Origin of the sequence: Brevibacterium yomogidense (assembly GCF_900163715.1) — a bacterium.
GTDB classification, from domain to species: domain Bacteria; phylum Actinomycetota; class Actinomycetes; order Actinomycetales; family Brevibacteriaceae; genus Brevibacterium; species Brevibacterium yomogidense_A.
In genome coordinates this window covers 73,996-96,383 of record NZ_FWFF01000019.1, presented here as the reverse complement: position 1 = coordinate 96,383, position 22,388 = coordinate 73,996, and the positions used below count along the sequence as shown (strand labels likewise).

The following is a 22,388-nucleotide window of genomic DNA, read 5'->3' as shown; positions in this document are numbered from 1 at the left end:
GGGCCGGCACCGGGTAAGTTGGGGGACGTGGACACCGCAGGGATGAGGATCACAGCCGTCGTCGCCACGATGCTCGACGCATACGAACCGAGCTCCTGGACGCGCCTCGTCGGTTCCGATGCGGACCGCGTGCTCGTCTCGGACGGAGAGCGGGAGTACGTCGCGTCCATCGCGAACCCTGAGCGCGAGGCCGCTTCACAGGCCGAGAGGGTCGCCTCCGCGGTCCTGCAGCCGCTGCTGCCGGAATCGGCCCCGACGATCCCGCATGTCGTCGCATCGCGCACCGTCGACGGCGCGCTGGTGGAGCGGGAGGGCACGGTCACGGTGATGGTCTCCTCCCCCATGCCGGGCCTGCCGCTGGCGACGTCGATGTTCGAGGAGCGGCCGCAGCTCGTCGAATCGCTCGCGAACGCGATCGCGGCGATCCACTCCGCCGACCCGGGTCCCATTGCGGACGCCGGACTCGTCGTCGAGGAGTCGGCTGAGACCCGTGAGCGGCTGCTCGCCGACCTCGATTCCGCCGCGTCGACCGGTCGCGTCCCGTCGACGCTCCTGAGCCGCTGGGAGACGACGCTGGAGAACGTCTCCGCCTGGCGCTTCCTCCCCGTGCCGATCCACGGGAATGTGGGACCCGACGCACTCTGGGTGGACGAGCAGACGGTCGTCGGAATGAGCGACCTCGCCCGCCTGCGTGTGGGCGATCCCGCCGCAGACCTCGCCGCCGTGTCCTCCATGCTGAGCCCGGAGGACTTCGAGAGGTTCTTCCGCACGTACAGATCCCGCCGCGGTGCGGACGATCCGGGGCTGCGCCGCCGGGTCGGCTTCCACTCGGAGATCACCGTGCTCGAATGGCTGCTGGCCGCCGTCGCCGCACAGGACGACGATGCGATCGAGGACGCCGCCCAGCTCCTCGAGGCGCTCGCGGACGTCACCGGCGATGCGGATGGCTCGCATGAGCAGGCACCCTCTGCACTCGCCGACGGCGGTCCGGAGCCGACCACTGCGGAGGCCGCCGCCGAGGCCCCCTCTGCGGCTGCGGATGACGCGCCTGCCGATGAGGACGCGTCTGCTGCGGACGACGCAGCCGTGGCTGAAGACGCAACCGCAGCTGAGGACGCGCCTACGACGGATGACGCACCTTCTGCTGAGGGCACTCAGACAGGTGAGGACACTCCTGCGACGGAGACGTTCCTGCCCAGTGCGCGCATCGAGGCCGGCGTGGACGAGGACGGCATCTCCACCGAGCGCCTGGACACGTCGGAGCTGCACCTCCGGAGCATCCGCGACCCTGATCAGCGGGACGGGTGACGTTCCGTCCCGATCATCCATGTGACGATCTCGTCCTCCTCCGGCAGTGACTGCGGCCGCCAGCTCTCGTCGGATCCCACGAAGTAGAACTCCGCGTCGACGCGGGGGACGTCCGAGAACCTCGGCATGCGCAGGAGTGCCAGCCGGTACATCGCCAGCTGCACGGCCATCGCGTCGAGGCGTGCGGGGTCCCGCGGCAGCCTGCCCGTCTTCCAGTCGACCACCAGCAGGCCACCGTCGTCCTCGCGGAACACGGCGTCGATCTTGCCGGGGACGTGGAGTGCGGACGGACGCCTGCCCCCGTCGGGCTCCACGTCCTGATCGCCCGATGGTCCGCTGTGCGAGCTGCTGTGCCCGCCGCCGTGCCCGCCGCTGTGCTTGGAGAGCACCAGCTCGAAGGACAGCTCGACGGCCTCCGGTGCCCTGTCCGCATACGGTGACGCGAGGAAGGTCTCCCGCAGAGTCTCGAGCCGCTCCCGCAGAGCGGGGATCGCGCGGACCGCGGAGGACTCCGGTTCGATCTCGAGCAGTGCGGCCTGACCGAAGTGCTGTTCGACCCAGGCGTGGAACGCCGTGCCGAGGTCCGCACTCGTGCTGGGAGGTTCGGGCATAGGGCGTCGCATGCCCTTCCACCACTCGTCCTCGTCGGCCCGCAGGCCGACCAGTGCGGTCGTGGACACGCGCGCCGGCAGGATCCTCTCCTCGTTCCCGCCCTCCGCATCGGCCATCAGCTGGGTCGCCCGCCGCGCGAGTGCACGCACGAGGGGATCCGCAGCGGATTCCGCGACGTCGTCGAGGGTGGGCCGCTCCCCCGCCGCCGCGCTGACCACTCGGAGCAGCTCCGCGCGTCGTGCGACAACCTCGGCGGGATCCCGGGTCGGCCAGAGGGCCTCCTCCCCGCGACTCACGTCGAGTTCGTCCGCTTCGGGCAGCTCCGGCAGGTCCACCGCCAGCTCCTGCGCGACCTCGTCGAGGAACGGCCGTGCATCGACGGGCCGCTTCCGCGTGAGGGTGAATCGAGACGCGGAGACGAAGAGGTGGGCGCGTGCCCGCGTGAGCGCGACGTAGGCGAGCCGGCGCTCCGCGGCGTGATGGTGGTCATCGAGCTGGGTCTCGAGAGGACCGCCGCCCGTGAGCCGCGCGTCCAGGTCGTTCGGGCCCTGCAGATCCATGGTCCGCAGATCGAAGGACGGCAGCCCCGCACGGTCACCGCGCAGCGCATAGGGAAGCCCGCCCTGCGACAGCCATCCGTCGCTGGGCTTGCGCTTGCTCGGCAGCCCCTCGTCATGCATGAAGGGCACGGCCACCGCGTCGAACTCGAGCCCCTTGGACGCGTGCACCGTCATGATCGTGATGGCGCCGGGCACCGGGTCGACGGGCACATCGTCGAGTTCGTCGGCCTCCTCGAGGACACGGGCCCAGCGGAGGAAGTCGGAGGGCCCGCCCGCCGGCTGCTCGCCCGCGAAGCGCGACACCAGTGAGAGGAAACCGTCCAGCGCACGTGTGTGGAGGTCTGCGTAGTCGGGAGCCAGCGCGGCGACCTCGGTGTCGATTCCCGCTTCACGGATGACCGCGCGCACCAGACCCGGCAGCGCGAGGTCACTGTGGCGCAGCCTCCGCAGCGTCCGCGCCAGGCTCATGAGCCGTCGACGTCCCTCTGCTGTGAGGGACCGGATGCCGCGTACCTGGTCGGACGTCGCGTTCGGTCCGTCCGGGTCGACGTTGAGGAGTTCGTCGAGGCCCTCGACGGCGCTCACCCGCTCCAGACGGGACCCGTCGTGCTCAGCCGGGTCAGGGACCTCCACCGCACAGGCGCGGACGAAGGAGGAGAACGCGGTGAGATCCGCGGCGCCGAGCCGGATCGTCCGGCCCGACAGGAGCCGCATGAGGACATCGCCCGCATCCGGGTCGACCAGTGCTTCGAGGACCGCGAGTGCGTCCGCGACGAACGGATCGTCCAGGAGCCCTCGCGATCCGACGACGTCGACAGGCAGGTCTTCGGCCTGCAGCGCCGCGGCGATCGCGCCGAATCCCGACCGCGCGCGGCACAGGACAGCGAAGGTGGGCAGCGGAGCGGCCCTTTCCGGTCGCAGTCCTGCCTCTGCCGCGGCTTCACGGCGAGCGGCTTCGCGCTCCTCGTGCCGTGCGAAGAGCTGCTCGCGCACTCGCAGGATCCAGGCCACGAGCTCCTGCAGCTGCGTGGGCTCGTCCGGACGGTCCGGGTCCGTCAGCGCACTGTGCGTGAGCGAGACCTCGACTGCTCCGTCACCCGCACCCGGCCGGGGCTGCAGACCCACCCGCTCGTCACGCGTCGGGAGTCCGGCGGCGATCCTGTTCGCCGCGGTGAGGATGGCCGCGTCGTTGCGCCACGAGATCGTGAGGCCGTACTTCTGGGCGGGGCGGTCGTGCGGACCGCGGAACGCGCCCGGGAACGACTCGATGTTGTCCGCGCTGGCACCGCGCCACCCGTAGATCGCCTGCCGGGGATCCCCGACGGCCATGACCGTGTGTCGACCGAAGATCTGCTGGAGCATGAGGAACTGCGCATACGACGTGTCCTGGAACTCGTCCAGCAGGACGATGTCCCAGCGCGACTGCTCCGCGGCGAGGGACTGCGGGCTGTCCGTCATGATCCGGTGGGCGAGCGCCACCTGGTCGGAGAACTCCAGGCCGCCGGTGTCCTGCTTGGCCGCGGCGTACCTCCGTGCCAGCTCGACGAGTCGCTTCTTCGCCTGCAGCTTCGGGACAGGATTGTCGTCGTGGGCTTCGAGGACGGCACGCATCCGCGTGCGGATCTCTGCTCGATCGCCGCGGTCCGCCGCGTCATACTCGTCCGCGAGACCCGTGGCCTCCTGGACGAACTCGGCCTTCGCAGCCTTGTCCCGGTAGATGCCGGATCTCTTGCGCGACATCTTGTCCGCGAGTCCCCGCAGGTAATCGGAGGTGCACAGGGCGTCGAGGCAGGCGTCCAGATGCGCATCGATCGCGGCGAAGTCAACCAGGTGATCGCCCATCTCCGACAGCAGTCCGGAGACCCACGTACTCATCGACGAGCGCGGGTTCCCCAGCACGTCGTCGCGCGTGGCCGCGTCGAGGACCCCATCGATGAGCTCCTGCCGCGCGGCGGCATCGATCACGCCCTCATCGCCCTCCAGGCCGATGCCCATCCCATGGTCGCCCACCAGCGCAGCGGCATACGAGTTGTACGTCGAGACGGTCGGCAGGTCGAGTCCCGGGAGGGTCTCGACCTGCGCCCCGGCCGCGGCGGCCCCCTGGGAGGACCCGTGGTCTGCGGCTGCTGCGGTGCCGCGGGCGCCGTCCGCTCCCGGCTTCCGGATCGCCCGGCGGTAGCGGGCGAGGTAGTCGCGCACGCGGTGGTTGAGCTCACCCACCGCCTTCCGCGTGAACGTGAGTCCGAGGATGCGTTCTGCCGGCACGAGGCCGTTCGCCACGAGCCACACGACGCGCAGCGAGATGACCGCGGTCTTGCCCGATCCCGCTCCGGCGATCACCGCGGCGGACTCATCGTGGGGGGACTCGATGATGAGGCACTGCTCGTCCGTGGGCGGATCGACCTCCAGCAGCTGGGCGAGTGCCCGCGCTGAGTACTGGTGGACCGGGGATCCCGGACTCTGCTCCTGTGTCACTGGTCGATTCCCTCCGGTGCTGTGGTCGCGATGGCCGGGCACGACGTCCTGACGGGGCAGAAGGTGCAGTGCGGGCCGGTCACCGCGGTGAAGGAGGCGGCTCGCATGCCCTCTGCGGCGCGGCCGATCAGGTCCCCTGCCGTCGTGTGCGCATCGTCGCCGGCCTCCATCGCAGGCTGCTGGCGCAGGTACCGGGGAACTCCCCGCACCCTGGTGGCCGAACCACGCAGGCCGACGATCTGCGCTCCCGCCGACGGCAGGGACGACACCGCTGGGTCGATGGCGCCGTCGACCAGGACCGCCCCCTCACCGACCGCGTACTGGTAGACGAGCAGCTGGGGGTCCTCGAGGATCCCCGAGGCCGTCGGCACGGTCTTCCCCGTCTTGAAGTCGACGACGCGTGCGCTGTCGCCCAGCACCTCGAGACGGTCGATCCGACCCGTCACGGTCCAGGGCGCGCCGATCGCGCCCTCCCGCGCCGAGGCGGTGACGGCGACCTCCCTGAGGACCGCGGTGCTCTTGCCTGCCGCCGTCAGGGCGGTGAGTTCGTCGCGGCTCAGCGCGAGGTAGTCGCAGAGGACGTCGATCATCCCCTCGACGTCCTCCCGCTGCCGCTCCCGCTCCCATTCGGAGGGGATCTGCTGCTCGTCGAAGGTCTCCTCGTACTCCTGCAGCATCGCCGCCCGGTCCGGTTCTGCGAACTTCTCAGCGATCCCGTGGATGACTGTGCCCAGAGCCGCCGCGGTCGTGTCCATGCTGGTCCCGCCGTTCTCCACGAGGAACCACTGGAGCGGACACGTGGCGAAGCGCTCGACCTGCGAGGGACGGATGCGCACGGGCTCCTCCGGACTGCGCGCAGGCGCATCCGATGACACGGTGAACCACGTGCTCCAGGTCTGCGGGTCCGCTTCGCGCAGCCCCGCCTCCCCGAGTGCGGCGACCAGGCGTGCCCATTCGTCCGGCTCATCGGCGAGCAGCATCTGCTGGCGGGCGAGGCCCACCACGTCGCGCAGTCGCGGCGGAAGGTCGGATCCCAGCCAGTCGGCCGACCCGTCGGAGAGCAGCTCTGCCGCCGTATCGTCATCCGCCCCGGTCGCCGCGTCGGTGACGAACTCCCGGCAGAGGTGGTGGAGAGCGCTGGGGCTCGTCTCCCCGTCATCCAACGCGCACACGACGAGCTCGTCGCGGGCCCTGCTGGCCGCGGAGAGGAAGAGGCTCGCCTCGTCGCGGATCGTCTTCATGCGCCTGCGTCGCACGTCCTCGCCCGGTGCGTCGACCACGGACGCCGCATCCGGATCCGCGAGCTCCTCGATGAGATCGTCCGGATGGAAGGCGTTCCTGCGGATGCGCGGGTTGGGCCACCCTCCTTCGTCCACGTCGACGACGATGACCCGCGAGTAGGACCGGTGGGCGGTTCCCGCCGGCGAATCGACGGTCAGGAGGTCGAGGGAGTCGCGGCGCCCGATCGAGTCCTGGGCGTACACCTGATCGAGGACGCGCACCGCGAACGCCGAGGCACCCAGACCCATCGTGTCCTCTGTCTTCGTCGCCAGGGCGAAGAGGCGCACGACCGCATCGAGTCGTTCGCGCAGGGGCGAGCGCGGATCGTTGAGGACCGCAGTGCGCCAGACCTCTGCGACTCCCGTCGCCTCCCACAGTGCCCAGAGGGCTTCGTGCGGACCGGTGCCCCGCAGTCCGGCCCCCAGCTCCAGCAGCTTCGCCGCCCGGGCCAGCGGCGGCGGGAGCTCGTCGTCGTCTGCTGCGTCGATCCAGCTGAGCAGAGGATCGTCCGCCGTCTGGTCGTCGCGGCCCGCCATCGCCCGCACCGCCTGTCGCTGCAGACCTCGCAGTGCGAGCGCGTCGATGTTGCCGTAGACACCGCTGAGCAGTCGCCCCAGCAGCGCAGAGCGCGCCGCGGACTCGTCCAGGTCTGCAGTGAGGAGTTCCAGGAGCGGGAGGGTGGCGGGGTCCGCGGACAGCGGCAGGTCCGTCGATCCGACGGGCAGTCCCAGCGCTCCGAGCTCTGCTCGCAGGGCGACCGCTGTTCCTCCTGTGCGGGCGACGACTGCGACGTCGGAGAAGGGCACACCGTCATCGTGATGCCACGCGCGGATGATCGAGGCCGCGTGCCGAGTGCGTTCGGCCGCCGACCGGTGCTCGAGGACCCTGACGGTGGAGTGCCCGGGCTGGGTGTCGAGTGGTCCCGGCGGAGGGACGTGGCCCAGCGGAAGGTGTGCGGAGATGCGCCGGGAGAGCGATACGCAGAGATCGCGGACCGCACCGGAACCGCGAGTGGAGTCCGCACGTGCGGGCAGTGCGAAGAACCCCTCGCCGGCGTTCTCAGCGCGGACCGTGGCGGCCCACGCGCTGAGCAGTCCTCCCCCTGCACCGCGGAACCCCTGGGTCGAGGAGTCCGGGCTGCCGAAGACCGCGACACCGCAGCCCAGTGCGCGCAGCCCCTGCAGCAGGTCGTGCACAGCATCCGGCACGTCCTGCGCCGCGTCGAGGAGCACGCAGCGCGGAACCGATTCGCCGGAGAACGACCAGAGGCCCCCTGCGGTGGTGCCCGCATCGCGCTCATCGGCGAGGATCGCCACGGCGGTCGCGATGACGCTCGAGGTGTCGATTCCGCCGTACCCGCTGAAGGCGCGGGTGACGTCGCGATAGTCCTGGAGGATCCGTGCGAGGGCCCCCCACTCCGTGCGATCCCGCCGTCGTGCGGCCGCATCGATGTCTGCGGGTCCGATCCCGCGCTCCAGGACGCGGTCCAGCGCATCGCGCAGCTGGTCACGGAAGGAGACGGTCCCGGTCATCTCGCGGGTGAACCCGTCCGGCCAGCCGGGATCGGGGGAACGGCCCTCCGCATAGCCGTCCAGCAGCGACGCGAGCACCGCGTCCTGGTCCGCACCGGACAGGAACCGCATCGGCTCCCCCAGCCTGACGGCGCTGTCCGCGGCCACGATGCCGAATGCGTACGACTGGACGCTCCGTGCTCCCGCACCGCCCGTGCGCACAGCCTGCGCACCCGCGGTGAGCCTGTCGCGCAGCGCGTCCGCATGCGCCCGGTTGGGCGTGAGGACCAGGACGTCGTCAGGAGCGAGGCCGTGCTCGTCGTGCAGCCGCGCGTGGGCTTCCACGAGTGTCCGAGTGAGGCCCGATCCGGGAACGCCGACGACGCCGGCCGACTGACCCGCTGCCAGCGCTTCGGCCACTGACCGGGCGACGTGCGCGGTGACGCTCCCGCCCGCAGACTCATGGTCGCGGCGAGATGTGCCGGCTCCATCTGTGTCGGTCCTGTCAGTGCCGGTCTTGTCCGTGCCGGGCGTGTCAGCGCCGGTCGTCCGGGGTCCGGTCACGGCCTCGCCCTGCTCATCGGGTCCCTGTGATGCGCGCATGACCCCATTGGACCACGCGGCACGGACACACCTCCCGTACTGCGAGCGACTGGCCTCACATAGAATGTCCCGCATGTCACCAGCGACCCGACGACTCCCCCGTGCTGAGCGGCGGCGGCAGCTGGTCGCGACTGCGATGGAGACCTTCGCGGCACGCGGCTACAACGCCGCCTCGATGGATGAGACGGCCGAGGCCGCGGATGTCTCGAAGCCCGTGCTCTACCAGCACTTCGAATCGAAGCTCGACCTCTATCTCGTCGTTCTCCACCAGGCGGCGGATTCGCTCGCGGAGCGGCTCTCAGCGGCGATCGAGCTGCCGGGGTCGAACAAGCACCGGATACAGGCCACTGTGCGGGCCCTGTTCGCCTTCGTCGACGATCATCCCCACGAGTTCTCCGTCCTCTTCCGCGCCGATTCCTACGAGCCGCAGGCCCTGCGTGTGGTGCAATCCATACGGCTGAAGATGTCCCACATGATCGGCGACATCGTGCAGCGCAGCACTGAACTCTCATGGAACGAGGCGCTGGTCGTCGGCAGATCCGCCATGCAGATGGGCGAGGGGGCGGCCGTCGCGCTCTCCGAGGACCCCGACCTCAACCGCGACAACATCGCAGAGGTCATCAGCGACGTGCTGTGGACCGGCTTCGGGGGACTCCCCTACGCGGGTGAGGAACCGGACGGGAATCAGCCCTCAGCGGACCGCCCCGCAGACGGGCCGTCGCACGACTAGGCTGGGTGGGAACCAACCCAACTCGCCACCAGGAGTGCACAGTGGAGATCAAGATCGGCATGCGCCAGACCAACCGCGAGATCGTCCTCGAGTCGGACCAGTCCCGCGATGACGTCACCGCAGCGGTGAACAAGGCTCTGGCAGACGGCGGACCGCTCACCTTCGACGATGACAAGGGCCGCCGGGTCATCGTCCCGAGCGACGCGCTCGCATACATCGAGGTCGGAGAAGAGAAGGCGCGCCGCGTGGGATTCGGCATCGCCTGACCCACCGCGCCGTTCTCCTCATCGGGCCGTTGGGCCGCCTGCGTGTATCATCGATACCGGGCAGCCCAGCGGCCCGAACGGCATGTCCGCCGCGATCGCACATGAGCGATCCGTGTGGTCGCCCACACTGTCTGACGGCGAGAGTTCGCCTACCAGCCGATGTGCACATGTCGCCGCATCGACACGGTGCGCCGGACCCGCTGCCCTCCGCTCGCGGAACGCACATCCATCATGCGGATGTGCGCGGCGAAGCGGTTCCGCCCCGCGGTGCGTCTGGAGCCGGACAACGGCTCAGACCCGCCGGAGGCGCACATGTACCGGAGGTGCTCCGCACGGAGCGCCGTGAGGAGAACCAGTGACCGACACCCAGCAGACATTCGCCGATTTCGGCGTGTCAGCCCCCATCGTCGAAGCCCTGTCAGACGCAGGCATCGACCACCCCTTCCCCATCCAGGCCATGACCCTGCCCGTCGCCCTGAGCGGCGCGGACATCATCGGCCAGGCCAAGACCGGAACCGGCAAGACGCTGGGCTTCGGCCTCCCGCTGCTCCAGCGCACGAAGGCGCCCGGCGAGGACGGCGCTCCCGAACCCCAGGGTCGCGCCCCGCAGGCGATCGTCGTCGTCCCCACCCGTGAGCTCGCCACCCAGGTGGCCGGCGACCTCGTCGTCGCCAGCCGGAAGCGCCCGGGCCTCGAGGTCATCACCATCTTCGGCGGCAAGGCCTTCGAGCCGCAGATCGAGGCGCTGGCCAATGGAGTCGACGTCGTCGTCGGCACACCAGGCCGCCTCCTCGACCTCTACGGTCGCCGCGTGCTGCGGCTCGACAGCATCCGCACGGCCGTCTTCGACGAGGCGGACGAGATGCTGGACCTCGGGTTCCTGCCGGACGTCGAGCGCATCGTCGCAGCACTTCCGGCAGTCCGCCAGACCATGCTCTTCTCCGCGACGATGCCCGGAGCCGTCATCGCACTGGCACGCCGGTACATGTCGCGCCCCACGCACATCCGCGCCCATGACCCGTCCGACGAATCGCAGCTGAATGCGACCACGCGCCAGTTCGCCTACCGCGCGCACGCGATGGACAAGTCCGAGATGGTCGCGCGTCTGCTGCAGGCGGAGGGCCGGGGGAAGACGATCGTCTTCGCCCGCACGAAGCGCACGGCCGATCGCCTGGGCGAGGAGCTGCGCGACCGCGGCTTCGAGGCGCGGGCGCTGCACGGCGATCTCAACCAGCAGATGCGCGAGAAGGCGCTCGCGGCGTTCCGCGAGGGCCGCATCAACGTCCTGGTGGCCACCGACGTCGCCGCCCGCGGCATCGACATCGACGACATCACGCACGTCATCAACTACCAGTGCCCCGAGGACGAGAAGATCTACGTCCACCGCGTCGGCCGTACGGGACGCGCGGGACGCACCGGCATCGCGGTCACGTTCGTCGACTGGGACGACGTGCCCCGCTGGAGCCTCATCAGCCGTGCACTGAACCTCGGTCTCGAGAGCCCTGCCGAAACGTACTCGACCTCGCCGCACTTCTTCGAGGACCTCGACATCCCCGCGGGCACGAAGGGTCGTCTGACACGGCGCAAGCCCAGCGCGGGCGAGGATGCCGGCGACTCGCGCCGCTCGGAAGGCCGCGGAGGCCGTGGAGCGGGCAGCCGTGACTCTGGCAGCCGTGGATCGGACGGCCGCGATTCGAACCGCCGAGGTGCGGGCGAGCGCGACTCCGGCCGTCGCCGCAGCGACGGGGATTCGTCCGGCGGCCGGTCGCGCAGGCGCACGCGCGGCGGTCAGGACGCCGAGGCTCCCGCACAGGCGTCAGCGTCCGCGACTGCACCCACCGCCGAGGCCGGCGAGGGCTCGAACGGCACCCGCCGTCGGCGCCGTCGCCGTCGCGGCGGTTCCGGCCGCAGCGAGCAGCCCGCGCCGGTGTCCACACAGGACTGACACCCGCAGTCGACTGGCACCCACTGATCCCGACCTCCGCCGTTCACCCGCACCTTCGCTGGGGACGGAAGGAGGTCGGGATCAGTGCGTCACTCAGTCATACGCACTCAACGGGCCCTCTCACCCTCAGCGGACCCTCTCACCTGAGTCCGATCGGCTCCGTGCCGCTCGTGCGCTCCACGAGAGCCGCGACCTGATCGTGGGCCGTGATGTTCTCTCCCAGCCGGTTGGGCTTGCCCGTCCCGTGATAGTCGCTCGAGCCCGTCGTGAGCAGTCCGTGCTGCGCGGCCAGTGCTCGCAGGCGTGCGCGGCCCTCGGGCGGGTTGTCGCGATGGTCGATCTCCAGTCCGTCGAGCCCCGCGGCGATGATCTCGCGCAGCCCGGAGCCCGGGACGACCCGTCCGCGCGCCGACGCCAGCGGGTGGGCGAACACCGCGGCACCGCCCGCGTCGTGGATCATGCCGATCGCCTCGACCGGCGAGATGACCGGGAGCGCGACGTAGTAAGGACCGCTGCCGGCCAGCAGTCGGCCGAAGGCCTCCGTGCGGTCGGCGACGACACCGGAGCGCACCAGGGCGTCTGCGATGTGGGGGCGGCCGATCGTCGCGTCCGCGCCTGCGAGCTCGAGCACGTCCTCCCAGGTGATCGCGAAGTCCTGTGAGAGGCGATCGACCATGATCCGGCTGCGGACGATACGGTCGTCGCGCGCCTGATCGATCGCTGCGGTGATCTCCGCACCCGCAGGATCATGGAGGTAGCAGAGGATGTGCACGCTGATGCCCTCCCAGCGGCAGGAGACCTCCATGCCGCGCAGCAGGGCGACCCCGTGCTCATCCGCCGCGGGCACCGCTTCGCTCCAGCCGGCCGTCGTGTCGTGATCGGTGAGGCCGAGCACGTCCAGTCCGACACTCGAGGCTTCCGCGACGAGCTCGGTGGGGCTCTGCGTCCCGTCGGAGAAGCGGGTGTGGGTGTGGAGGTCAGCGCGCATGACCCCATCGTAGAGACCCCGTCCGCGGAATCACCGCCGACCCGGCTCGTGACCCGGCCCTGGCCTGGCCCTGACCCGGCCCAGGACCGGCCCGGACCCGTCTCCCGAACCGTCCCCGTGCGCGTCCGTCGTTAGGATGGACCCATGAGTGCCGATTCTTCCGAGGACATGTCCGACCGCGTCAACAATCGTTCCCAGCGGCCCGCTTCGACGGCCTTCCGGGACTTCGTCGCCTCCGGCTGGGACAGCGCTCCGCTGGAGGGCGTCGCGCCGCTGCCCGCGGCCGCCTGGACGCCCGCACGCCGGGAGGCCGTGTCGCAGCGGTTCCCCGGCGAGCGCATCGTCGTCCCGGCCGGTCCGCTCACGGTCCGCTCGAACGACACCGACTACCGGTACCGCGCGCACTCCGCGTTCATCCACCTCACCGGTCTGGAGGCGGATTCGGAGCCGGACGCGCTGCTCGTCTTCGAACCCGCAGGCGACGAGGGCCACGATGTCACCCTCTGGTTCCGCCCCCGCGCGGGGGCGGACACGGAGGAGTTCTTCTCCGACGCCCGCTACGGCGAGTACTGGGTGGGCGCACGCGACGACCTGGCCACGATGGGTGTCCGCACCGGGATCGCGACGGCTGATTCCTCCACTGCCCTCGACGCCGTCACGAAGGATCTGGGTTCTGTGTCCGTCCGCCTGCTGCGCGGCGCCGACACCACCGTCGAGCAGACCCTCGCCCAGGCGCGCGACCAGGTGGGCGCCGACCAGGAGGCCGCCGAATCCGGCGATGACGAGCTCCTCGAGTTCCTCTCCGAGCTGCGCCTGGTCAAGGACGAGCACGAGATCGACCAGCTACGCCACGCGATCGACATCACGCGCAGGGGCTTCGACCGCGCCGTCGCCTCGCTGCCGGCCGCCGTCGACCATCCGCGCGGTGAGCGCGTCATCGAGACCAGCTTCGAATCGGCCGCCCGCCTGGACGGCTACGGGGTCGGCTACGACACGATCGCGGCATCCGGCGATCATGCCTGCACCCTCCACTGGATCCGCAACGACGGCGTCGTGCGATCCGGCGATCTGGTGCTGCTGGACGCGGGGGCGGAGGCCGATTCCCTCTACACCGCGGACATCACCCGCACGCTGCCGGTCGACGGGCGCTTCACGGAGGTCCAGGCGAAGATCTACGACGCCGTGCTCGAGGCTGCGGACGCGGCGTTCGCGAAGGCCGGCCAGCACGTCGACCGCCTCGTCCAGTTCTCGGACATCCACACCGCCGCCATGGAGGTCATCGCGCAGCGCCTGCACGACTTCGGCCTGCTGCCGGTCAGCGTCGACGAGTCGCTCAGCGCATCCGGCCAGCACCACCGGCGCTGGATGGTCCACGGCACCAGTCATCACCTGGGGCTCGACGTGCACGACTGCGCGCAGGCCCGTCGCGAGATGTACCTGGGTGCACGGATCGAACCGGGCATGGTCTTCACGATCGAGCCCGGCCTCTACTTCAAGGAGGCCGACCTGCTCGTGCCGGAGGAGTTCCGCGGCATCGGGATCCGCATCGAGGACGACGTGCTCGTGACGGAGACCGGTGTGGAGAACCTGTCCGCGGGCTTCCCCCGGACGCGCACCGAGGTCGAGGCCTGGGTCCAGGCGCTGGCCCCGGGCCGCAGCGACCGATGACCGCCTCCGCCGCCGCCCTGTCCGCGCCGTTCCGCGAGCCCTTCGGCCGCCTCGTCCCGGACGGATCCGTCGTGACGGTTCCGGGCGTCCGGGTGGGAGGCGCGCAGCGCACCGATGACGGCTGGCTCAGCGGGACGACCGTGATCGTCCCGCCCCCGGGCACCGTGACAGGCGTCGACGTGCGCGGCGGGGGGCCGGCCGGTCACGAGACCGACGTGCTGGCACCCGGCACCCACTCCCCCGGCGCAGACGCCGTCGTCCTCACCGGCGGCAGCGCGTGGGGCCTGGCCTCCGTCCTCGGCGTCCAGCAGGGGCTCGCAGCCGACGGCCGCGGGTTCCCCGCTCCCATGCTCCCCGGGTCGTACGTGCCGATCGTGCCCGCGGCAGCCGTCTACGACCTCGGCCGCGGGAACGGGACCCTGCTGCACCCGGATGCGGACATGGGGCTGGCCGCCTACCGCAGCGCGTGCCCGGTCGGGGCCACGGAGGACGGGCCCGCACCTGTCGCTGCCGACGGCAGTCGAGGCGGGATCGGGATCATGCGGAGGGCCGCCGTCGCCGAGGCCCCGGTCCGGGGCAGCGTGGGCGGCGGGACCGGCGCGTTCATCGGTCGGGGCCTGCTGCGCGGCGGGCTGGGGTCCGTCTGCCTGCGGACGCCCTCGGGGCACCTCGTGGCGGCGATCGTCGTCGCGAATCCGATGGGCGACGTCATCGAGCCCTCCGGCAGGCTCCACGCCTCCGGCGTGCTCGCCCGGACCGGTGCGCAGCTGCCGGACGTGCCGTCGGACTGGATCGACCAGGCGCTCACGCTCGATGCGACGGCCGCGGACGCGGTCGTGCCCCAGCGGAACACGACGATCGCAGCCATCGTCACCGATGCGCGGCTCGATGCCGCGCAGACGACCCGGCTGGCGCAGTCGGCGCAGGCCGGCCTCGCCCGTGCGGTCCATCCCTCGCACACCCTGTTCGACGGGGACACCGTCTTCGCGATGGCGACCGGCGGCGCGGATGCGGACATCGATGCGACCTCGATCGTGGGGCTCAACTGCGCCGCCGCGGATGCACTGTCCCTGGCCATCGTCGATGCCGCCCTCACTGCACGCCCCCACCTGCGGAGCGCGGTGGCGGGCACCGCTGAGCACGAGGAGGAGAACGGGGCTGGCGAGGTCCCCACTGCCGACGCGACTGAGCACGCGCCGCAGGCTCCCCGACCCGCCGCACTGCGCGAGCTGGCCCCGGACCTGGCGACCGCCTGGGAGGCCCTGCGCACCACCGGCACCTGACCTGCGAACACGTACGATGAAGCCATGAGCGTCGGGACGGAACGGATCTTCATCGCACGGCTGGCGGGGACGAACGTCCTCGACCCGCTGGGCGATCTGGTGGGCAAGGTGCGCGACGCGGTCGTCGTCTACCGGTCCACGCTGCGCCAGCAGCCCAAGGTCATCGGCTTCGTCGTCGAGGTGCCCGGACGTCGACGCGTCTTCGTCCCCATCGGTCGGGTGACCAGCATCGACGTCGGGGCCGTCATCACGACGGGCCTGGTGAACATGCGACGGTTCGTCAAGCGCGCATCGGAGACGCTCGTGATGGGCGATCTGCTCGATCAGCGGCTCATCCTGCGTTCCGACCAGTCGTCGGTCATCATCGAGGACATCGGCATCGAGCAGCAGCGCAACCGCGACTGGGAGGTGTCCCGGCTCTTCGTGCGCCGCCAGAAGGAGCAGCGCACCCCGCTCGACGCGCTGCGGCGCCGCGGGGAGACGATGCAGGTCGACTGGACGGACGTCGAGTTCCCGCTCGATCCGTCGGACGAGCAGCACGCGACCCAGCTCATCGCGGCGTATCAGGAGACGAAGCCCGCCGACCTCGCCGACGTGCTCCGCGAACTGGATCTGCGGCGACGGATGGACGTGGTGCGCGAGCTCTCCGACGAACGGCTGGCGGACGTGCTGGAGGAGCTGCCGGAGGACGAGGCGATCGAGGTGCTCGACGGCGTGGGCCTGGAGCGGTCGGCCCTCCTGCTGGAGACGATGCAGCCCGATGACGCGGCGGACCTCCTGGGCGAGCTGCCGGACGAGCAGGCCGAGCGGCTGCTCCAGGCGATGGACTCCGATGAGGCCGAGGACGTGCGCACCCTGCTCGCCTACGACGACGACACGGCCGGCGGCCTCATGACGACGGAGCCGGTCATCCTGTCGCCGGAGGCGTCGATCGCCGAGGCGCTGGCCCACGTGAGGAAGTCGGAGCTGCCGGCGGCGCTGGCTGCGGCGGTGTTCGTGTGCAGGCAGCCGCTGGAGCCCCCGACGGGGAAGTACCTGGGACTCGTGCACATCCAGGAGATGCTCCGGCATCCGCCCCACGAATCCGTGGGCGCACTGCTCGACACGGAGGTCGAACCGCTGCCTCCCAGCGCCCCCACCGGCGAGGTCGCGGCACTGCTCGCCGCGTACAACCTCGTCTCCGTGCCGATCACGGACGAGGACGACCACCTCGTGGGCGTCGTGACCGTCGATGACGTGCTCGATGCACTGCTGCCCGAAGACTGGCGCGAACAGCGCGACGAGCCCAAGGGGGACACCGCCGATGGCACGAACTGATCGCCCCGGACTCGACACGCCCCGCAGCTCGCGCAGGCGCCTGCCCCAGGTCGGCATGCCGCCGGACACGTTCGGGCGCGTGGCCGAGGGCATCGCCCGCTACATGGGCACCCCGATGTTCCTCGTGTGGATGACGCTCATCTGTGCGGCATGGCTGGCCTGGAACTCCATGGCGCCCGAAGACATGCAGTTCGACCCGCGCAACCTGAACTTCACGCTGCTCACTCTGATCCTGTCGCTGCAGGCGTCGTACGCCGCTCCCCTGCTGCTGCTGGCGGACAACCGGTCCGCCGACCGCGACCGCGTCGAGTTCGAGGCGGATCGCCAGCGGGCGGAGAGGAACCTCGCGGACACGGAGTTCCTCGCGCGTGAGGTGGCGAGCCTGCGGATCGCGATGCGCGATGTCGCGACCCGGGACTTCATCCGGTCCGAGCTGCGTTCCCTCATGGAGGAGATGGAAGAGGCCCGCGCGGAGGAGCGCGCTGACGGCGCGAACGGCAGCGATGCGAACAGCAGCGATGCGAACAGCAGCGGCGCGAGCAGCCGCGACGTCAGCGGCGCCGGACAGAGCAGCCGCGACGACGACTTCGGGGCCGACGACCTCGGGAAGGAAGACGTGACCGACAGATGACTGACCGCACACGCGAAACTAAGCGCCAGGATCCCCTGTGGAAGGCGCTGAGCACCGTCATCGATCCGGAGCTGCGCCGCCCGATCGTCGACCTGGACATGGTCGAGTCCGCCTCAGTCGACTCCTCGGGCACTGCGCGCGTGAAGGTGCTCCTCACGATCGCCGGCTGCCCGATGAAGGGCACGATCAGCGAGGACGTGCGGAAGGCTGCGACGAAGGTCGAGGGCGTGGCCGACGTCGACGTCGAACTGGGCGTCATGACGCCGGAGCAGCGCGGAGCCCTGCGGGACCGGCTGCGCAGCGGTGAGGGCCGGGTCAACCCCTTCACCCAGCCCGGCAATCTCACACGGGTCATCGCCGTCGCGTCCGGCAAGGGCGGAGTGGGCAAGTCATCGGTGACGGCGAATCTCGCCGCGCAGCTGTCTGCGACCGGTCTGCAGGTCGGGATCCTCGACGCGGACATCTACGGCTTCTCGATCCCGCCCATGATGGGGGTGACAGGCAAGCCGACGAAGCTCGAGGACATGATCCTCCCGCAGCCGGGACACGGTGTGGCCGTCATGAGCATCGGCATGTTCGTGAACCCCGGGCAGGCGGTCGTGTGGCGCGGTCCGATGCTCCACCGCGCGCTCGAGCAGTTCCTCACGGACGTCTTCTGGGGCGACCTCGATGTCCTGCTGCTCGATCTGCCGCCGGGCACGGGCGATGTCGCGATCTCCGTCGGCCAGCTGCTGCCGGAATCGGAGCTCCTCATCGTCACGACTCCCCAGCAGGCCGCCGCGCAGGTGGCGGAGCGGGCGGGCGCACTCGCGACCAGCACGGGCCAGTCGATCGCCGGCGTCATCGAGAACATGTCCTGGATGGTCATGCCGGACGGCAGCCACAACCCGATCTTTGGCGAGGGCGGCGGGCGTCAGGTCGCCGATGCGCTCGCGGCCAGGCTCGCGGAGGCCGGCGGCCAGGCACACGTCCCCCTGCTGGGGCAGATCCCACTGGACCCGACGGTGCGCGAGGGAGCGGACGCGGGCCTGCCCGCAGTCCTGAGCCACCCCGACGAACCGGGACCAGCGGCCCTGCGGGACGTCGCATCGCGGCTGCGCGTGCGGTCGCAGTCCCTGGCCGGCAAGAGCCTGGGGCTCAGCCCGGTCGACTGAGGGGCTCGGTCGGCCTGTCGGCTGAGGAGACTGGGCAGACCGGAGCAGATAGGGGCAGCCGGTGCTGGCCAGCTAGGACTGGATCAGGTCGCTTCCGGGTCGAACGGGGCGCCCTGCCCGTCCTGGCGCTGGCCCACCTGGTCGCGGTGGCGCTCCATCGGGGTGAGTCTCGTGGCAGCGGCCTCCGCCGCACTGGTGGCCGCATCCGACCGGTCTGGGGCACCGGAACCGCCCGAGGCCCTGGATGGGCCGGTCGACGGTCCGCCGGCCGAGGATCCGACCGTGCTGTGCGTGCTGGACCGTGCACCTGTCGTGCTGCCGGCCGCCGGACTTCCCGTGTCACGGCCTGCCCGGAACTGCTCCTCGCGGATCGCGCGGTCCTCCTCCGCCAGCGCTTCGCGCACGATGCGGCGCGGGTCGTACTGTCGGGGATCCAGGGAGCGCCAGTCGTATTCGTCGAGGTCGGCACCGAAGTCCTTCTTGACGGTCTCCTTCGCCCCCTCGGCCATCCGCCGGAAGCTCCTGACGAAGTCACGGAGCTTGGCCGCGTACTCGGGCAGACGCTGGGGTCCGATGACGAAGAGGGCAACAAGGACGAGGATGACCATCTCGAAGCCGTTGATGCCGAACATGGGCCCGATCCTACCAACGCGGAGCACTCCCCCGGCCATCGCGTCACGCGCCGTCCGTCACGCTCCTCATCCTCCGCCGCCCAGTCTCCCTCCGCGGCCCCGGCCATCCTCCGTCACGTCTGGATCCGACTGTGAGACGATCGCGCTCATGGACGAACTGGGAGTCGAGCGGGTGCTGCGCGCCGTCGAATGCATCCCCTCCGGTCGGGCCGCCGCGTACGGGGAGATCGGCCGCGTCGTGGGAGCGTCTCCCCGGTTCGTCGCGAGGGTGCTCAGCTCGATCGGGTCGACCGTCACCTGGTGGCGGGTGCCGAACGTCCGCGGCGCACTCCCCGCACCCCTCACGGCCCGCGCCCTGCCTCTCTGGCAGGAGGAGGGCATGCCGCTCACACCCGACCAGCGCATCGATTTGAGCCGTGCGGGCGTGGACCCCGTCGCCTTCGACCAGTGCGTTCGCGACGCGCTCGCAGATCTGCCTTCTGCAGGATCCGAGGACAGCCCGGCTTAGACTGAGACCTCTGTACGCCCGACGTCCGTGAGCCCGTTGCCGGGAGGGCCGCCGCACACGTCGACGATGACCGACGACACCCAGCGGAGAGGAGACCCGATGTCCCGCGATTGGGCCGCCAGCGCACGCATGGCGGAGCAGTACAACGGCACGGACGTCGTGGATGACGCCGCCCGCACGATCGCCCAGGACTACCGGCGTCGTCCGCTCCCGCCCACGTCGAGTGCGACGCTCACGTTCCTCACCGGGCTCCTGAACCCGTCCGCGGCGATCGAGGTCGGCACCGGCACGGGCACCGCGACCCTCGCGCTGCTGCGCGGCATGCCGAGGTCCGGGATCCTCACCTCGATCGACACCGATGCGGAGGCGCAGGCGGTGGCCCGGGAGCTCATCGTGCACGCGAACCTCGCGGGGCATCGCGTCCGGATGATGACGGGCCGGCCGGACGAGGTCCTCTCGCGACTGGCCCAGGGCACCTACGACCTGGTCCACATCGATGCGGAGGCGGGTCAGGCGCCCCGGCTGGTCCCGCTCGCGCTGGAGAGGCTGGAGCCCGGGGGCGTCCTCGTCCTCGACCAGGCGATGCTGGGCGGGTCCGTCGCCGACCCCGCGGTCCGCTCACCCCAGGTGCGCGAGATCAGACAGCTGCTGAACGACCTGCAGGGGCGCAGTGACCTCACCCGGCTGCTGCTGCCGATCGACGACGGGATGCTCGTCCTCCGGCGGCTCTGAGGCTGGTCCTGCAGCGCTGCCGACGCTGGCTCAGCGCGATCGTTCGGTAAAGCTCGAGGCCTTCAGGCAGCGCTCGAGGCAGGCCTCCGGCGAAGACAGCGGCCCCCTGTCCGCATTGCTGCGTCAGAGGGCCGTGAAGCGCTGAGGTCGGGTCAGTTCCCGATCGCCTCCGCAAGGGTGTCGTGCAGGTCCTGCGCCTCGTCGCGGCTGATCTCGATGACGAGACGTCCGCCTCCTTCGACGGGCAGTCGCAGCACCATGCTGCGTCCCTCCTTCGTCACCTCAAGAGGTCCGTCGCCCGTGCGGGGCTTCTGTGCTGCCATGGGAGCATCCCTTCGCGTCGAAAAGTAGTCTCAGACGATTATCCACCATTCGCGGACCGATTGGGTGCAGCACCGTCATGTGAGCGAGTCACGGCGGCAGATCCCCCGGCGGGGTGAAGTGCCACAGCCATCCGACCCAGATGATCTGGAAGAGGGTGAACGCGACCAGGACGATGCCCCGCACCGCCCACGACCATGAGGCGGCGAGCGCCAGGGCCAGCGGGAAGAGGGGCAGGAACAGACGCAGCGTGGATGTCTGCGGCGTGAAGAAGATGAGGATGTAGAGGCCGTACCCGAAGCAGAACTGCTGGAGGGTCCTCCCCATCGTCCGTCCCGCCGGCGACACGATGAGCGCGATGAGCGACAGCGCGAGCACGAGCAGCGTCGGCAGGCTGAGGGGCCCCAGCCACCGCTCCCCGGCGGTCACCCACTGGGTGACGAAGTGCGTCTCCCCCGTGTGCCAGGAGGCCTCCGTGTCCGTATACGCGGTCATCGACCCGGTGCGGATCCACGCGTGCAGCGGATGGGCGAGTGCGGCGACGCACGACAGGACGCCCAGCGTCCACGACGCGACGACCTCGGAGATCGGATACGGATCGTCGTGGCGGCGGCGGAACCGGCTGATGAGGTGGATGAGCATGAAGAACGCGAATGCGACGCCGATCGGCCGCGACAGATCCATGAGGAACACCGGGACGATCGCCCACAGGTATCTGCGGCGGACCACCAGGAGCAGCACGAGTGCCTGCAGCATCAGCGTGAGCGCTTCCGCGTACGCGGTGCTGAGGATCGGCGAGGCCGGGAAGAACAGGACGAACGCCAGGCCCGTGAGCGCTCGGCCGTGGGTCGTGACCGTGCGGAACAGCTCGAGGATCACGATGGCGGCGACAGCGCCGAACACGGTCGACAGGACCGGGGCGACGACGGCGAACTCCGCCCCCGTGACCAGTGTGATGTCGCGGACCATCATGGGGAAGAGCGGGTAGAACGCCCACTGGTTCTGTGCGATCTCGCCGGTCGCATAGACCGGCAGGACATCGGGGTAGCCCTCGACCGCGATCGTCTCGTACCAGCCGCCGTCCCAGAAGTTCAGGAAGTCGTTGAGAGAGGTCGTCGCACCGGTGGTCCACGGCGAATCGGGCTGGGTGCGCACGACCATGGCCATGATCCCCAGCGACACGATCCGGGACACCAGGTAGACGGAGAGCGCCTGAAGCCAGAACGGCAGGAGGAGCATCATCTGGGCAGCACGGATCAGCCGACCGCGGTCGAAGACGCCCGGCAGCAGCCGAGGTGCCGCGTCGTAGGTCCGGGGATCCGTGCCCGAGGCCGCCCTCACTGATCGTGGGAGAAGGTTGCCGTGCCGGAACCTGGCGGTCGAAACCGTTCCGTCGATGGATCCGTGCCGCGGTCCGTCGGGGCTGTGCCCGGTGCTGGCTGGTGCTGTGCGGACTGATGCTGCGCAGACCGTGGCTGTGCAGGCTGATCCTGTGCTGCTGGCTGCTGTGCTGGCTGGTCCTGTGCAGTCAGAAGCTGTGCCGGCTGCTGCCCGGCCACGGGCTGGCCCAGTGCCGCCAGTCGCGCGTCCTGAACGGTGATGCGGGCCTTGAGCCGGGAGAGCGCGTCGTCGACCTCTGCGGGGCGATATCCCCAGAGCGTCGGGGTGAAGCGGAGGGCTGCGATGTCGTCAGCTCCTGCGTCGTCCGTGAGCCGCTGCGCCGGCGGCACATCGGCTTCCTCGTCGCTCATCCCACCGTCGAATGCGCCTCTCGCTCCAGCGAAGGCGATGACGAGGACGAAGACGGCTGCGCACACTCCGAGGATGATCCACATCGGCATGCCTCCATCGTCTCACAGGGGC

18 protein-coding genes are annotated in these 22,388 nt (G+C 70.5%); 11 read left to right on the top strand and 7 right to left on the bottom strand.

What is annotated here, in order from left to right; genetic code table 11:
- The first annotated feature begins 42 nt into the window (after positions 1-42).
- On the top strand, positions 43-1,308 hold the full coding sequence (locus FM105_RS12130; RefSeq protein WP_087008619.1) for a phosphotransferase: 1,266 nt from the start codon (positions 43-45) through the stop codon (positions 1,306-1,308).
- Here FM105_RS12130 and FM105_RS12125 read toward each other — a convergent pair.
- Together FM105_RS12125 and FM105_RS12120 are read right to left on the bottom strand one after the other, a co-directional pair.
- Positions 1,293-4,955 (bottom strand): ATP-dependent DNA helicase, encoded by a 3,663-nt coding sequence (locus FM105_RS12125; protein ID WP_143275884.1) that lies wholly within the window; start codon positions 4,953-4,955, stop codon positions 1,293-1,295. The genes FM105_RS12130 and FM105_RS12125 overlap by 16 nt on opposite strands.
- Positions 4,952-8,350 (bottom strand): UrvD/REP family ATP-dependent DNA helicase, encoded by a 3,399-nt coding sequence (locus FM105_RS12120; protein ID WP_179207182.1) that lies wholly within the window; start codon positions 8,348-8,350, stop codon positions 4,952-4,954. The genes FM105_RS12125 and FM105_RS12120 overlap by 4 nt, the downstream gene beginning before the upstream one ends.
- 73 nt (positions 8,351-8,423) lie before the next feature.
- Between FM105_RS12120 and FM105_RS12115 the strand changes: the two genes are divergently transcribed.
- The 3 genes from FM105_RS12115 to FM105_RS12105 all read left to right on the top strand — a co-directional run bounded on the left by FM105_RS12115 (position 8,424) and on the right by FM105_RS12105 (position 11,291).
- Complete coding sequence (locus tag FM105_RS12115) at positions 8,424-9,080, top strand: TetR/AcrR family transcriptional regulator (RefSeq protein ID WP_179207181.1); 657 nt, start codon at positions 8,424-8,426, stop codon at positions 9,078-9,080.
- A 41-nt stretch (positions 9,081-9,121) separates the two neighbouring features.
- Positions 9,122-9,346: a DUF3107 domain-containing protein gene (locus FM105_RS12110; RefSeq protein ID WP_087008611.1), complete on the top strand. Its 225-nt coding sequence runs from the start codon at positions 9,122-9,124 to the stop codon at positions 9,344-9,346.
- 355 nt (positions 9,347-9,701) lie between these two features.
- The gene (locus FM105_RS12105; RefSeq protein WP_087008609.1) at positions 9,702-11,291 is read left to right on the top strand and encodes a DEAD/DEAH box helicase; all 1,590 of its coding nucleotides are present in this window, start codon (positions 9,702-9,704) and stop codon (positions 11,289-11,291) included.
- Between the two features lie 139 nt (positions 11,292-11,430).
- On the opposite strand, the gene FM105_RS12100 is transcribed toward FM105_RS12105, so the two are convergent.
- Positions 11,431-12,279 carry a PHP domain-containing protein gene (locus FM105_RS12100; protein ID WP_087008606.1) on the bottom strand — a complete coding sequence of 283 codons (849 nt, stop codon included), beginning with the start codon at positions 12,277-12,279 and terminating at the stop codon, positions 11,431-11,433.
- Positions 12,280-12,423: 144 nt separating this feature from the next.
- On the opposite strand from FM105_RS12100, the gene FM105_RS12095 reads away from it, so the two are divergent.
- From FM105_RS12095 to FM105_RS12075, 5 genes are read left to right on the top strand one after another with little or no spacing between them, the layout of a single operon-like run.
- Positions 12,424-13,947 (top strand): aminopeptidase P family protein, encoded by a 1,524-nt coding sequence (locus tag FM105_RS12095; protein WP_087008604.1) that lies wholly within the window; start codon positions 12,424-12,426, stop codon positions 13,945-13,947.
- Positions 13,944-15,230 (top strand): P1 family peptidase, encoded by a 1,287-nt coding sequence (locus FM105_RS12090; RefSeq protein WP_087008602.1) that lies wholly within the window; start codon positions 13,944-13,946, stop codon positions 15,228-15,230. Before FM105_RS12095 ends, FM105_RS12090 begins: the two co-directional genes overlap by 4 nt.
- 24 nt (positions 15,231-15,254) lie before the next feature.
- Entirely contained in the window at positions 15,255-16,547 is a 1,293-nt protein-coding gene (locus tag FM105_RS12085; RefSeq protein ID WP_087008600.1) for a magnesium transporter MgtE N-terminal domain-containing protein, read from the top strand.
- The gene (locus FM105_RS12080) at positions 16,534-17,178 is read left to right on the top strand and encodes a DUF1003 domain-containing protein (RefSeq protein WP_087008598.1); all 645 of its coding nucleotides are present in this window, start codon (positions 16,534-16,536) and stop codon (positions 17,176-17,178) included. Before FM105_RS12085 ends, FM105_RS12080 begins: the two co-directional genes overlap by 14 nt.
- Positions 17,175-18,332, top strand: a complete 1,158-nt coding sequence (locus FM105_RS12075) for an Mrp/NBP35 family ATP-binding protein (RefSeq protein ID WP_087008596.1) — start codon at positions 17,175-17,177, stop codon at positions 18,330-18,332. Before FM105_RS12080 ends, FM105_RS12075 begins: the two co-directional genes overlap by 4 nt.
- A gap of 83 nt (positions 18,333-18,415) precedes the next feature.
- Here FM105_RS12075 and FM105_RS12070 read toward each other — a convergent pair whose 3' ends face one another.
- The gene (locus tag FM105_RS12070; RefSeq protein ID WP_087008594.1) at positions 18,416-18,964 is read right to left on the bottom strand and encodes a twin-arginine translocase TatA/TatE family subunit; all 549 of its coding nucleotides are present in this window, start codon (positions 18,962-18,964) and stop codon (positions 18,416-18,418) included.
- A gap of 148 nt (positions 18,965-19,112) precedes the next feature.
- Here FM105_RS12070 and FM105_RS14730 point away from each other — a divergent pair, with 148 nt between their 5' ends.
- Positions 19,113-19,472 carry an MGMT family protein gene (locus FM105_RS14730; protein ID WP_179207180.1) on the top strand — a complete coding sequence of 120 codons (360 nt, stop codon included), beginning with the start codon at positions 19,113-19,115 and terminating at the stop codon, positions 19,470-19,472.
- 99 nt (positions 19,473-19,571) lie between these two features.
- Positions 19,572-20,204 carry an O-methyltransferase gene (locus tag FM105_RS12060; protein ID WP_087008591.1) on the top strand — a complete coding sequence of 211 codons (633 nt, stop codon included), beginning with the start codon at positions 19,572-19,574 and terminating at the stop codon, positions 20,202-20,204.
- A gap of 152 nt (positions 20,205-20,356) precedes the next feature.
- Here FM105_RS12060 and FM105_RS12055 read toward each other — a convergent pair whose 3' ends face one another.
- The 3 genes from FM105_RS12055 to FM105_RS12045 all read right to left on the bottom strand — a co-directional run bounded on the left by FM105_RS12055 (position 20,357) and on the right by FM105_RS12045 (position 22,366).
- Positions 20,357-20,527, bottom strand: coding sequence for a DUF3117 domain-containing protein (locus tag FM105_RS12055; protein ID WP_087008589.1), 171 nt, complete (start codon positions 20,525-20,527; stop codon positions 20,357-20,359).
- 88 nt (positions 20,528-20,615) lie between these two features.
- Positions 20,616-21,866, bottom strand: coding sequence for a hypothetical protein (locus tag FM105_RS12050; RefSeq protein WP_087008587.1), 1,251 nt, complete (start codon positions 21,864-21,866; stop codon positions 20,616-20,618).
- Positions 21,863-22,366, bottom strand: a complete 504-nt coding sequence (locus FM105_RS12045) for a DivIVA domain-containing protein (protein ID WP_087008585.1) — start codon at positions 22,364-22,366, stop codon at positions 21,863-21,865. The genes FM105_RS12050 and FM105_RS12045 overlap by 4 nt, the downstream gene beginning before the upstream one ends.
- Positions 22,367-22,388 lie beyond the last annotated feature (22 nt).